A 13,169-nucleotide genomic window follows, 5' to 3' on the forward strand; every position below is an offset into this window, starting at 1 on the left:
GCCCCCACGGGCCGCCGCCCTTGGGAGGAAAAATGTCAGATCTAAAGCCCGATCCCGCAATGATTGGCGGCGTTGAGAAAGCGCCTGTTGTGCTTTTGCCCCTGCCCGCGAAGCTTTTTTCCGCTCGGGCCGAAAGGCTGGAATTTCTGGCGCAACATAGTGCCAATCTTGGCCCCTATTTGCAGTTTGTGGCGGGGATTTGCAGGGCTCAGGCCAGACTGGTGGCTGATTTGCCTAGCGCTGATCCGCCCGCCGCGGACTGGGTCAGTCTTGCGCAGTCCAGCCAGATGCCCTTGATCGATCGCCACCACCTGAAAGCTGGCATGCCGGCGATCCTGGATGCGTTTCTGGCGCTGCTTGCCCCCCTGAAGATGCCAGCCCCGGCGCGGCAAGCATTGGAAGCTGTCATTGCCGCCAATGCTGACGAGCGGGATTGGCTGTTTAGCAATGTTCTTAACGATAAGATCCCGCCAGACAGCATCGCCCCTCATCTTTTCGTTGCTGCTGCGGTGCAGGTGCAGGCCGCAAGACATGCCGCGACGCTGGACCCGCAAAGCGTGACACAGCTGCACAGGGGCCTGTGCCCCGTCTGTGGCGGACTGCCATCGGCATCAGTGGTGATGCAGCATCAGGGCGTCGAGGGCGCGCGCTATGCCGCCTGTGCCTGCTGTCAGACGCTATGGAACGAGGTTCGCATCCACTGTCTGCATTGCGGCGACAATGGCCAGATCAGCTATCGCTCGGTTGAAACGGGCGATGCCCAGATCAAGGCTGAAACCTGCGGTGCCTGCGATCATTGGCTGAAAATCCTGTATCAGACCAAGAATGCCAGCCTAGAGGCCGTCGCCGATGATGTTGCCAGCCTGGGACTTGACCTGAAAATGAAAAACGAAGGCGTTCTGCGTGGCGGGTTCAACCCCTTTCTGATGGGGGTGTGAATGACCCGGTTGCGTGCTTTGCCCTCGGTCGATCGGCTGCTGTCTCAGGCTGGCGTTCTGATCGCTGAACATGGGCGTCAGCCCGTCACACAGGCGATCCGCGCGGTGCTGGCGGACATTCGCAGCCAGCCCAGCCAATCCGGGTCACTGCCTGATGAGGCGGCCATTCTTGACCTTGTTACAGCGGCGCTGGCGCGTCAGGCAAGGTCCGGTTTGCGGCCAATCCTGAACCTGACGGGCACGATTTTACACACCAATCTGGGACGCGCGCTTTTGCCCGAATGCGCAATCGCCGCCGCCGCCGAGGCCATGCGCGCCCCCGCGGCCTTGGAGTTTGACCTTGAAACCGGGGGCCGCGGCCAGCGCGATGACCATCTTCGCGGCATTTTATGCGAATTGACGGGGGCAGAAGATGCGACTGCGGTGAACAACAATGCCGCAGCCGTCCTGATCGCGCTGAATACCCTAGGCGCAGGCCAAGAGGCCGTTGTTTCACGTGGAGAGTTGATCGAGATTGGCGGTGCCTTTCGTATGCCCGACATCATGGCGCAGGCCGGTGTGCGCTTGCATGAGGTCGGCACCACCAATCGCACCCATCCCCGCGATTATCAGGGCGCGATTAACCCGGAAACCGCCCTTTTGCTCAAGGTTCACCCCTCGAATTATCGCATCGAGGGCTTCACCGCCGAGGTGGATGCCACGACCCTTGCCGGGATCGCACATGATGCAGGCCTGCCGCTGGTCAATGATCTTGGCGCGGGTTCGCTCATCGATCTGTCGCGCTTTGGCCTGCGCCCCGAGCCGACAGTGGCCGAGGCCGTGGCCGAGGGCGCTGATTTGGTCACCTTTTCGGGCGATAAATTGCTAGGTGGCCCTCAGGCTGGCTTTATCGTCGGCAAGCGGGATTTGATCGCGCGCATTAACCAAAATCCGCTTAAACGCGCGCTGCGCCTGGACAAGATCCGGCTTGCCGCGGCCGAGGCCGTCCTGCGCCTTTATCGTGATCCCGACCGTCTGGTCGAGCGGCTGCCGGTGCTTCGGTTTCTGGCTCGCCCTCAGCCTGAAATAGCCGAGCAAGCCTTGCGTCTTGCACCTCAGGTGGCGCAGCTGTTGGGGTGCAACGTAAATGTGATCACATGCGACAGCCAGACGGGATCGGGCTCGCTTCCGACCGACAAACTGCCAAGCGCGGGACTGGCTCTTGGCCCTGATCCGCAAAGGATCGCCGCAGGGTTGCGTGCCCTAGCGGTTCCCGTCATCGGACGTATCCATGAGGGCGCCCTTATCCTTGATCTGCGCTGCCTGCCCAGTGACGCGACGCTGCTACAGGCCTTGTCGCAATGATTGTCGGCACAGCCGGACATATCGATCACGGCAAGACCGCGCTGATCAAGGCGCTGACGGGTGTCGAGGGTGATCGATTGGCCGCCGAAAAGGCGCGTGGCATCACGATCGAGCTGGGTTTTGCCTACGCCGATCTGGGTTCGGGCGCGATAACCGGATTTGTCGATGTTCCCGGCCACGAGCGCTTTGTTCATACCATGCTTGCGGGCGCGGGCGGGATTGATCTGGCGCTTCTTGTGATTGCGGCAAATGACGGGATCATGCCGCAAACCCGTGAACATCTGGCAATTCTTGACCTTTTGGGCATCCGACAAGGTGTCGTGGCCCTGACAAAATGCGATTTGGTGGGCACGGCCCAGATCGCGGCGCGGCAAGCGGAAATTGCCCAGCTTTTGGCGCCGACAGGGCTGGCTGATGCGCCGATTATTCCGGTGTCATCACTCACGGGTGCGGGCATCGAGACGTTACGCCAGAAACTCATGCAGGCCGAGGCGGCCAGCGCGGCGCGCTCTGTCGCGGGGCGGTTTCGCTTGGTCATTGATCGGGCATTCGTGCTGTCGGGCGCGGGCGTGGTCGTGACCGGGCCCGTGATTTCGGGCCAGGTATCGGTTGGTGATCACATTTGCCTAAGTCCCTCTGGCATAAAGGCACGTATAAGGGCAATTCACGCGCAAAACCATAAAGCCGACACCGGTTCTGCTGGTCAAAGATGCGCGCTGAACCTGACTGGCGAAGATGTTTCCCGCGATGTGATCACACGTGGCGAGGTTGCGCTTGATCCTTTGCTTTTTGCGCCAACAGACCGCTTTGACGCCACGGTTTTCGTTCTGGCGGCGGAGCCACGGCCCTTGGCTGGCTGGCATCCTGCGCGGTTGCATATCGGTGCCGCCGAGGTGGGCGCCCGATTGGTTCCGCTTGGCCCGGCGCTGGCGGGGGGCCAAAGCGGGTTGATGCAACTGGTTCTGGATCAGCCGGTTGCCGCATTCGTGGGCGATCGCTTCATTTTGCGCGATGTCTCGGCGCGGCGCACCATCGGTGGCGGCACGGTGCTTGATCCGCATGCGCCTGCGCGGAAACGTGCCCGGCCCGAACGTTTGGCGTTTTTGGCGGCGGCGGCAATCCCCGATCCGGTCGCCGCGCTGCAAGCTTTTTGCGGCAGCCCCGCAGGTCTGGTTGATCTGGCAAGCTTTGCCCGTGACCGGGCATTGTCTCAGTCCCAGATCGAGGCGGCTTTTGCGGCTTCTGGGCTGGTCGAGATCGCTGGTCATGGCATGTCCGCTGACACGCTGATCCGCCTTGGGATCGAAATGAGCGAGGCGCTGGCGCAGTTTCACGCAGAAAACCCCGATCTTCAGGGCCTGTCTCGTGAGGCGATGCGGCTGAAGCTGACGCCGCGTTTACCTAAGGATTGCTTTACCAGCTTCATTCGCGCCCAGGCCAGCGCCGGGCAGATCGTGCTTGATGGGGCATTCCTGCGGCTGGCCGATCACCTGCCGCGCCTGTCGGCACAAGATGAGGCGCTTTGGGCACGCATCGCCCCTGAACTGGGCGGCGAGGCAAGGTTTCGCCCGCCCCGCGTGCGTGATTTCGCACGGGATCTGAATGCGGACGAGGGGGATCTGCGGCGGATTTTTCGCATGGCTGCGCGTCAGGGTCGGGTGGATCAGATCGCGCATGATCACTTCTTTTTGCGCTCGACGACCGAAGAAATGGCGATGATCTTGCGCCGTCTGGCCCAGCAAAGCGACGATGGCTGGATCTCGGCCCCGGCCTTTCGCGATCAGCTGAATAACGGGCGCAAGGTGGCGATTGAAATTCTGGATTTCTTTGACCGCCACGGCCTGACGTTGCGACGGGGAGACCTGCGCCGCACAAACCCACATCGCAGCGATCTGTTTTCGCGTGACCCGCCGTAGGCTGGCAATTGGCCCTGCCCGATGATGAAACCCTTGGCCCGTCAGCTTTACGTCTGCCCGAATTGATGAATGTTTCATTGCTGATGCGAAAGGGCCGTTTACCTGCCCTGAGGATCAAGGTTAAGATCTTGCAAACTCAGCAGAAGGAAGAGATTCAGCCCCGGTGGGTTGGCCAGACTTCAAATCTGGTTGGGGCAGCGAGCCTGTCTCGGGTGGGTTCGACTCCCACTCTCTTCCGCCAAATTTTCTGAAAGGACGACGATGAAGACGGTGGCGCTTGGAAATAGCGGGCTCATGGTGAGTGAGGTCAGCCTGGGGACGATGACCTTTGGCAACCAGACTGACCTGGCAGATGCCTGCATCCAGATGGATCGCGCGGTCGCGGCTGGCATTACGTTTCTGGACTGTGCCGAGATGTATCCCGTCAACCCGGTTCGCGCTGAAACGGCGGGCCGCAGCGAAGAGTTTATCGGGACTTGGCTGTCCAAACGTGGCAAGCGCGATGATCTGCAACTGGCTACCAAGGTCTCGGGGCCGGGGCCGCGGCTGCGTCCCGATGGCTTTAACGGCGCGGTCATCACCAGCGCGATCGAGGATTCCCTTCGCCGCATGCAGACCGATGTGATCGATCTGTACCAGCTGCATTGGCCCCAGCGCGGTGGCTATGCTTTCCGCCAAAACTGGAGCTATGACCCCTCGGGGCAGGTCAAATCCGACACGATCGCCCATATGGAGGACGTGCTGGGCGCCTTGATGGCGGCGGTTCAGGCCTGCAAGATCCGCGCCATTGGCCTTTCGAATGAAACCGCTTGGGGCACGACGCGCTGGGTTGATGTGGCAGACCGGATGGTCGCGCCGCGCATGGTCACGATCCAGAACGAATATTCGTTGCTTGATCGCCAGTTCGATACCGATCTGGCCGAGGTTTCGGTGAACGAAGATGTGACGCTTTTGGCCTACTCGCCTTTGGCAGCCGGGCTGTTGACGGGCAAATACGCCGATGGCCAGCTGCCCAAGGCCAGCCGCGCGGCGGTGGATGTTGCCCATGACGGTCCGGGTAATCTGTCGGGGCGCATCACCGCGCGCTCGATGGTGGCTGTGGCGGCCTATCAGGCACTGGCCGATGAATTTGGGCTGGATCTGATCCATATGGCCATCGCCTTTACCCGGCAGCGCCCGTTCAAGGTCATTCCGATCATCGGCGCCACCAATGTCGGCCAACTTGACCACCTTTTGGCCGGGTTGGACCTGCGTCTGAGTGATGATCAGCTGGCGCGAATTGACGCGCTGCACCGCGATCATGCGATGACTTACTGAAACCTCGCGCTAAACTTGACCCATAGGCGGGCAGCATTTCAGCTGCCCGCATCCCCCGGAAGGAGATTTCATGCTGCCACCGATCCTGCAAAAGCTGCGCATTCCCGTGATTGGCTCGCCGATGTTTATCCTATCTGGGCCAGAGCTGGTCATTGCCCAATGCAAAGCCGGTATCGTCGGCAGCTTTCCTGCGCTGAATGCGCGCGAAAAGGATGGCGATCCGGTTCAGCTTGACCTGTGGCTGACCCAGATTCAGGAAGAGCTGGATCGGCACAATCAGGCTAATCCCGATCACCCCGCCGCACCTTTTGCCGTCAACCAGATCGTTCATCGTTCGAATGCGCGGCTGGAGCGTGACCTAGAGATCTGTCATCGTCATAAGGTTCCGATCTGGATCACCAGCCTTGGTGCGCGGCCAGAGGTGAACCATGCCGCCCATGATTGCGGGGGCATCGTGCTGCATGACATCATCAACAATACCTTTGCACGCAAGGCGATCGAAAAAGGGGCCGATGGTCTGATCGCAGTGGCCGCAGGTGCGGGCGGTCATGCGGGGCCGCAATCACCCTTTGCCCTGGTGCAGGAAATCCGGGCCTGGTTTGACGGGCCTTTGCTGTTGTCTGGCTCGATCGCGACGGGGCGTGCGGTCCTGGCGGCGCAGGTCATGGGCGCGGATCTGGCCTATATCGGCAGCCCCTTTATCGCCTCGCAGGAATCGCGTGCCCCCGAGGCTTACAAGCAAATGGTGGTGGATTGTGGCGCCGAAGATATTGTGAACTCGGCCTCGTTCACCGGAATTGCCGGCAATTATCTGGCGCCCTCGATCCGCAATGCGGGGCTGGATCCCGCCGATTTGCCGTCGGCGGACCCGTCCAAGATGGATTTTGGCACCGATACCCATAGCGATACCCGCTCAGAAAAACGCCCCAAAGCCTGGAGCCAGATCTGGGGCTGTGGTCAGGGCATCGGCGCGGTGCATCAGGTCGAGCCGGCTGCGAATATCGTCGCGCGTCTGGCGCGGGAATATAGCGCAGCTAAGGCGGGCGTTGCTGCGCTTTAACGCGCCGCAACGAAATCTGCAGACCGCGATTTCAGGCAGGCAGGTCCGGCATCACCAGCTGGGCCAGCTCTGCACGGTAGTGGGCAGGTGCGGGGCGGGGTTTGTGGCTATCGGGGGCCACAAAGACCAGCGTGAAGGCCGATTGGGCTGCAGCCAGATCCTCGCCTGCGCGAAACATCCCCAGTTGCAGCCGAAACGAGCTGCTGCCCATGTGGTTAACCCGGATACCGATCTCGACCACGTCAGGATAGCTGACCTCGCGCAGATAGCTGCATGAGGCCTCGGCCACGACGGGGATCGGATCGGGGCCGGTCTGATCCAGCATATTGCGCGCCATCAGCCAGTTGTTCATGGCATTATCGAACAGCTCGAAATAGGCGACATTATACAGATGCCCGAACTGGTCGTTGTCATTCCAGCGGGTCTGATGCGCGCTGAAGGCTGTAAAAGCCGCGCGCGGCAGGGGCTTTTGCCGTGGCATCAAAGCCGGACCAGCGCAAAGTTGTCGTGATCCAGTGCAAGGATCTCGGACAGGGCCAGCCCGGGCGCAATCCGCTGCGGCGCCAGGCCAATTGCGCGGCGCGGAATGTCGGTGGCCATAGCCAAAGCATATCCCAAAGGCAGGCCCGTATTTTGATGCAGCCGCACAACGCAATCCAACAGGCTGACATGCGCGCCCGCAAGGTTGCCGTCGGCGTTGATCAATCGCCCGGCCTGAACCCGAATGTCCTGCCCATACAGGCGGAAATGATCAGGCCCACCGACGGTCGGCATCGCATCCGAGACCAGAAAGCTGCGATCGGGGCGCGGCCGGGCGGCCAGCGCCACGCGCAGGGCATCCCAATCAACATGGATGCCGTCTGCGATCATCCCGACATAGCAATCCGACAGGATCGCGGCGGCGATGATACCCGGATCGCGCGACTGCATCTGGGGCATGGCGTTGTAGATATGGGTAAACATCGAGACGCCATTCTGGATGCCGTCACGGGCCTGTGCGGCGGTGGCCATGCTGTGGCCGGCCGAAAGCACCACGCCCATGGCAGCGGCCTTGCGCATCAGTTCGGGATCGTTGACCTCGGGGGCCAGGGTCAGGATCACCGGAATATCCGCATCCCGTAGCCGCTCCAGAACGGCCATGGTCTGCGCGTCCAGCGGGCGGATATGGTCGGCCGCATGCGTACCCTTGCGGGCGGGGGCGATATGGGGGCCTTCAAGGTGCAGCCCCAGCAGGCCCGGTTCTCCTTTGGTGGCGATGACGGCGTCTGCCGCTGCCTCCATCACCTCGGGGGTGTCGGTGATCAGCGTCGGCATGACCGCAGCGGTCCCAAGTGCCAAATGCGCGGCGCGGATCTGGCGCAGCCCTTCGGGGGTGGGCGAGGTGTTCAGCAGCACCCCACCACCGCCATTGACCTGCAAATCGCTTAGCCCCGGCGCCAGCACCCGAAGATGGCGATCGGCCTTTTCGCCGGGTTTCAGCGGACGCAGGGCCGTCACCTGCTTGCCGTCGGTCTCAAGCACGAAATTCGGCAGCAATGCCCCTTCGAGATAGGTAAGCTCGGCGGAAATCAACATGATAAGACCTTTCTGGCTGCCCGCACCCGATCCGGGGCGTTCAGTGGGGGCTTGGCTTAGGCCGGATCAACGACTTTGCCGGGGTTCATCAAATTATTCGGGTCGAGCGCGGCCTTGATCTGACGCATCAGCGCCAGTTTGACGGGGTCCGCTTCGGCCTCAAGCAGGTGGCGGCGCTTCAGGCCAACACCATGCTCGGCCGAGAAAGAGCCGCCGCGCGCAACCAGACCCGCCATCAGGACCTGCTCGATCTGGTTCATCAGATCGGGCGGAATATCCGCTGCGGCGCGCTGGATCATCACGTGAAGGTTGCCATCGCCGACATGACCAAAGATCAGCGGGATCAGGCCAAGCCCCTCGAGGGTGAGCCGCACCTGTTCGGCGTAATGGGGCAGCTCGGAAATCGGCATCGAGACGTCAAAGCTGGGCGCACCGGGGTTTTGGTGGTCAATGACGCGCGTATCCTCGCGCAGGGTCCAGATGGCTTGCGCTTGGGCCAGGCTTTGCGCCATGACCCCGGTCGCATCGGGATATTTTGTGATCACATCCTCGAAAACGCTGCCTGCAGCGTCATCGGCCCCCTCGCCCCCTTCAAATTCAAGAATGAAGTGCAAGGCGGCATCCATGTCGTAATCGGGGGCGGACCAGCCCTTGTCGTGAACGCCAAAGTCGAAGAAGTTCTTCCACATCGCCTCGCTGGCGCGCAGGCGGCCGGTTTGGCGGGCGATGCGCATGGTTTCCAGCATGGCCTCGCCGCTTGGCAAGGACAGCATCATGACCGGGCCTTGCGGCTGCAAGGGCGCCATGCGCAGCACGGCGCGGGTCACAATGCCCAAGGTGCCTTCGGCACCGATGAACAGATGCTTAAGATCATAGCCCGCCGAAACCTTCAGCACCTGGGACAGATCCGACATGATGCGGCCATCTGCCAGCACCACCTCAAGGCCAAGGATGCGGTGGCGCATGACGCCGTGGCGATGGGCCTCGAGGCCGCCCGCATTGGTCGAGATCATGCCGCCCACGGTCGCCGAGCCGCGTGAAGGCAGATCGATACCCGGCCCCATGCCGAATTCACGGGCCTGATCCTGAACCATGCCAATGGTCACACCGGCACCGACCAGCGCGGTACCCGCAACCGGATCAAAGGCCTCGATGCGGTTGAGGCGCGCCGTGGACAAGATGACCTCTAGCGGGCTGGCCGCGCCGCCATAGACCAGGCCGGTGCGCCCGCCATGCGTGACAATCGCCACCCCTGCTGCCGCGCAGGCGCGCACAACGGCTGCGACCTCGGCGGTATCGGCGGGAGAAACCATCAGATCTGCATGAATTTTTCCGGCATATTCGCCAGGGTCGGTCAGGCGCACATCCTCGCCCTGGCGGACATAGGCCGCGCCGACAATGGTGATCAATTCCTTGGCCAGATCGGCGATTTTCGCGTCCATTCTCGTCCCTTAGCGCTGCATTTCCGGCAGGTTATGCCCGCGCAGCCGCCGCGACAATGGAATTCCCGCTCTGAAATGGGAAAGGGCGACGAAACCGCAGTTTCGCCGCCCTAATGTCTTGATTTATATCGAGTTAATTAACTTCGAGCCCTTCGGTCGAAGCAAAGAACATTGCCTGGCTGACCGCAGAACGCACCTGCTCTTCCGAATAGGGTTTCGAGATCAGGAAGGCGGGCTCGGGGCGGTCGCCGGTCAGCAGCCGCTCGGGGAAAGCGGTGATGAAAATCACCGGGATATTCCCAAGGCTGCCCAGCAGTTCGTTGACGGCGTCGATACCGGACGAACCATCAGCCAGCTGGATATCCGCCAAAATCAGGTCAGGGCGCTTTTTATTGGCCAGTTCGATGGCGGCGGTATGGGTGCGGGCAATGCCGGTCACCTCATGGCCCATCGTCGTGACGATGCCCTTAAGATCCATGGCGATGATGGTCTCATCCTCGATCACCATGACTTTACCAGCCATCGAACGGCCCATTTCGGTCAAGGCGATCTGTACCAGATCTTCGGCCTCGGCCTGGTCGATTTGCATGACGCGTGCGACCTGATCATAGCGAAGCCCCTCGATCGTGCGCAAAAGCAGCGCCTCACGAGAGTTCGGTGTCAGGGCGCTTAGACGGTCCTGTGCTTTGGTTTCTCGGCCCGAGCCAGTGACACTGACGGGCTCACCCGTGCTTTGCCAGATGGCGTGGAAGGCGCGGAAAAGGCCAACGCGGGTTTCCTCGTCGCGCATAAGTTCGCGATCAGCCAGAATAGCCTCGAGCGTTGCGGCGGCATAATTGTCACCTGCGGTCTGACTTCCGGTCAGAGCGCGGGCATAGCGACGCAGGTACGGCAGTTCACGCCCGATTGCTTGTGCAAGGTCAGCAGCCATGTCGTCCTCAATTATTTTGGCCCTAACTTGGAACCGTATTACATAGTTATCCGTTACAGGCATTGCGCACAAGATTCCTAGGAACAACAATATGAACACCAAGCGTGAAGAACGCAAACGGGCAGAATTGGAAAAGCAAATCGACGAAAATCTGAAGCGCGTCTACGAAGAGGCCACGACACAGGAAATCCCCGATCGGTTCATGGATCTGCTCGAGCAATTGCGTGCTCGGGATTGATGAAGAAAATCCGGACCGGATGGGGGGATAACATGACTGCAGTACATGGCGACCCGCGGGATGAGTTGCTTGATCATCTGCCCGCATTGCGTGCTTTTGCCTTGTCGCTGACGCGAGACGGGTCTTCGGCGGACGATCTGGTTCAGGATACGATCGTTAAGGCCTGGACGCATATCGATAAATTTCAGGCCGGGACCAATCTGCGCGCTTGGCTGTTCACCATTTTACGCAACACGTTTTATTCGGCCCGCCGCAAGGTGCGCCGCGAAGTCAGCGATACCGACGGCATTTATGCCGCGCAGTTGTCGACACGCCCTGACCATGACGGGCGACTGGCACTGAATGATTTCCGGAAGGCCTTTGATCTGCTTCCTGATGAGCAGCGTGAAGCACTTATCCTTGTCGGCGCCTCTGGCTTTTCCTACGAAGAAGCAGCGACCATGACCGGAGTAGCGGTGGGCACGGTAAAATCACGTGCGAATCGCGGACGTCGTCGTCTGGCAGAATTGCTGCATCTGGAGGAGGGTGAGGAAATGGATATGACAGATCGCACGACATTGGCCGTTATGGCGCAAAACGGTCCTGTGTTGCGCTAGGACCTGCGCGTGCTTCAACGTCTGTTCGAACGACTGGCTTTCACGCGGGGTCTGGGCTTTCGTCTGGGCAGCCTGCTGACGGTGGCAATTCTGCCGATCGGCCTGATCTCGGTCATCCAGACGCTGCATCTGTCACGCGAATATGAACGCTCGGCCGAGATTGCCTTGCTGGGGCGAACCTCTTCGGCGGCGGCGGGTGAGCGGGCCTTGCTTCAGGGCGCTTTGGGCAGCGCCGATGCATTGGGCCCCGCCGTTCTGGAGACGATGGACAATCCGGTCGCTTGTTCCGAGATCATGGCCCGTTTCATCGATAGCACCGCGATCTTTGCCTATGCCGGCTTCACCAACCGCGAGGGGCATTCCAACTGTTCCTCGATTGGTGGCAATTACGATCTGTCGGCGACCCAGGAATTTCAGGAATTCTCGGCCAATCCTGGCACGATGATCACCTCGTCGGATCATGATCCGATCACGGGCGGGCTGGTGGTCACGGTGTCGCAGCCTTTGTTTCGCGGCAATGAGCTGCTGGGCTATATTGCGGTGGCCATGTCACGCGACCTGCTGCGCTCTAGCCATATTGCCAGCTACGGGACCGAAGGTGCGCGTATCCTGACGTTTAACAACCTTGGTCAGATCCTGTCGATCGACAAGGACTCCGAGGATGATTTCGTCCAGCTTCTGCCTCAGGGAAAAAGCCTTCCGTCCTTGCTGTCGCGCAGCGAGACGACATTTCGTGACCGTGCCAACAGCGGCGAAAGCCGCGTGTTCAGCGTGGTTCCGGTTGTGCCGGGGTTGGTCTATGCCCTGGGCAGCTGGAACCGCGTTCAATCGGGGATTGCGGGCATCGATCTGTCGCGACTTGCGGCGATGCTTTTGCCGATCCTGCTGTGGCTGGTCTCACTGGTCGTGGCCTATTTCGCGGTCTATCGGCTGGTCTTGCGCCATGTGCGCGAGCTGCGTGGCCAGATGCGACGGTTTGCGATTGGTGATCGTTCGAACCCGCCTCCGGTCTTGCGCAACGCCCCGGCCGAGATCGCCGATGTCAGCCAGACGTTTCACAATATGGCGCGCATCCTGATCCGCGACGAGGTGGCCTTGGCCGATGCCGTGCAGGAAAAGACGGTGCTGCTGAAAGAGGTGCATCACCGCGTCAAGAATAACCTTCAGCTGATCGCCTCGATCATCAATATGCAAAGCCGTCTGATCGATCATGATCAGGCGCGTCGGGTGTTGCGCTCGGTGCAAGACCGCGTCGCCTCACTGGCTACGATCTATCGCAACCTTTATCAGGCCGAACATCTGGATGCGGTCGAAGCTGACCGGCTGATTTCGGATATCATCAACCAGATGGTGAATGCCTCGGTCGAGCCGGGACAGGGTTTGCGCGTCGAGACGCGGCTGGACCCGCTGACTTTATTGCCCGATCAGGCCGTGCCGCTTTCTTTGCTGGCGACCGAAGCCTTTACCAATGCGATCAAATATGCGGGTCGTTGTCAGGGCGAAAGCACGCCTTGGGTGCGGGTGTCGCTGGTCGAGGGTGATCGCCCCGGCTGGGCCGTCATCGAGGTCGAGAACTCGACCGCGCCAGCCGATAGTCAGATGCAGCGTGACGGAACCGGGCTGGGCAGCCAGCTGATCGAGGCCTTTGCCATGCAGCTGGATGGCGAAGCCGCGATCGAGCAGACCGAATCCACCTATTGCCTGCGCTTGCAATTCCGCGTCGATCAGGTCCCTGCCCGCGTGACCGATAGCGAGATGAAAAGCGTTGTGCTGACCTCGGCGGCACGTCCGGGTGCGCGCCACTAGGGGGTA

General features: G+C 60.9%; 12 protein-coding genes and 1 tRNA gene. 9 read left to right on the forward strand and 4 right to left on the reverse strand.

Annotated elements, in window-relative coordinates; genetic code table 11:
- Nucleotides 1–32: 32 nt before the first annotated feature.
- From fdhE to RTS12_RS00225, 6 genes are all read left to right on the forward strand, one after another.
- Nucleotides 33–938 (forward strand): formate dehydrogenase accessory protein FdhE, encoded by a 906-nt coding sequence (gene fdhE, locus RTS12_RS00200; protein WP_312524591.1) that lies wholly within the window; start codon nt 33–35, stop codon nt 936–938.
- Nucleotides 939–2,282: an L-seryl-tRNA(Sec) selenium transferase gene (gene selA / locus RTS12_RS00205; RefSeq protein WP_312524592.1), complete on the forward strand. Its 1,344-nt coding sequence runs from the start codon at nt 939–941 to the stop codon at nt 2,280–2,282.
- Nucleotides 2,279–4,198: a selenocysteine-specific translation elongation factor gene (gene selB, locus RTS12_RS00210; protein ID WP_312524593.1), complete on the forward strand. Its 1,920-nt coding sequence runs from the start codon at nt 2,279–2,281 to the stop codon at nt 4,196–4,198. Before selA ends, selB begins: the two co-directional genes overlap by 4 nt.
- A 145-nt stretch (nt 4,199–4,343) precedes the next feature.
- Nucleotides 4,344–4,439: transfer RNA gene (locus RTS12_RS00215), tRNA-Sec, on the forward strand.
- A gap of 20 nt (nt 4,440–4,459) precedes the next feature.
- Complete coding sequence (locus RTS12_RS00220) at nt 4,460–5,515, forward strand: aldo/keto reductase (RefSeq protein WP_312524594.1); 1,056 nt, start codon at nt 4,460–4,462, stop codon at nt 5,513–5,515.
- Nucleotides 5,516–5,585: 70 nt separating this feature from the next.
- Nucleotides 5,586–6,575 carry a nitronate monooxygenase family protein gene (locus RTS12_RS00225; protein WP_312524595.1) on the forward strand — a complete coding sequence of 330 codons (990 nt, stop codon included), beginning with the start codon at nt 5,586–5,588 and terminating at the stop codon, nt 6,573–6,575.
- Between the two features lie 31 nt (nt 6,576–6,606).
- On the opposite strand, the gene RTS12_RS00230 is transcribed toward RTS12_RS00225, so the two are convergent.
- The 4 genes from RTS12_RS00230 to RTS12_RS00245 form a co-directional block, all read right to left on the reverse strand.
- Nucleotides 6,607–7,056, reverse strand: coding sequence for a thioesterase family protein (locus RTS12_RS00230; RefSeq protein ID WP_312524596.1), 450 nt, complete (start codon nt 7,054–7,056; stop codon nt 6,607–6,609).
- A complete protein-coding gene (locus RTS12_RS00235; RefSeq protein ID WP_312524597.1) occupies nt 7,056–8,150 on the reverse strand; it encodes an N-acetylglucosamine-6-phosphate deacetylase in 1,095 nt (364 codons plus the stop codon). The genes RTS12_RS00230 and RTS12_RS00235 overlap by 1 nt, the downstream gene beginning before the upstream one ends.
- Before the next feature lie 56 nt (nt 8,151–8,206).
- Nucleotides 8,207–9,592 (reverse strand): FAD-binding oxidoreductase, encoded by a 1,386-nt coding sequence (locus RTS12_RS00240; RefSeq protein WP_312524598.1) that lies wholly within the window; start codon nt 9,590–9,592, stop codon nt 8,207–8,209.
- A 133-nt stretch (nt 9,593–9,725) separates the two neighbouring features.
- Complete coding sequence (locus RTS12_RS00245; RefSeq protein ID WP_312524599.1) at nt 9,726–10,523, reverse strand: response regulator; 798 nt, start codon at nt 10,521–10,523, stop codon at nt 9,726–9,728.
- 91 nt (nt 10,524–10,614) lie between these two features.
- On the opposite strand from RTS12_RS00245, the gene RTS12_RS00250 reads away from it, so the two are divergent.
- From RTS12_RS00250 to RTS12_RS00260, 3 genes are read left to right on the forward strand one after another with little or no spacing between them, the layout of a single operon-like run.
- On the forward strand, nt 10,615–10,761 hold the full coding sequence (locus RTS12_RS00250) for a NepR family anti-sigma factor (protein ID WP_312524600.1): 147 nt from the start codon (nt 10,615–10,617) through the stop codon (nt 10,759–10,761).
- Between the two features lie 32 nt (nt 10,762–10,793).
- Nucleotides 10,794–11,357 (forward strand): RNA polymerase sigma factor, encoded by a 564-nt coding sequence (locus RTS12_RS00255; protein WP_312524601.1) that lies wholly within the window; start codon nt 10,794–10,796, stop codon nt 11,355–11,357.
- A 9-nt stretch (nt 11,358–11,366) separates the two neighbouring features.
- Nucleotides 11,367–13,163 carry a histidine kinase dimerization/phosphoacceptor domain -containing protein gene (locus RTS12_RS00260; RefSeq protein WP_312524602.1) on the forward strand — a complete coding sequence of 599 codons (1,797 nt, stop codon included), beginning with the start codon at nt 11,367–11,369 and terminating at the stop codon, nt 13,161–13,163.
- The last annotated feature ends 6 nt before the right edge of the window (nt 13,164–13,169 follow it).

Origin of the sequence: Paracoccus sp. (in: a-proteobacteria) (assembly GCF_032007265.1) — a bacterium.
Lineage (GTDB): Bacteria > Pseudomonadota > Alphaproteobacteria > Rhodobacterales > Rhodobacteraceae > Paracoccus.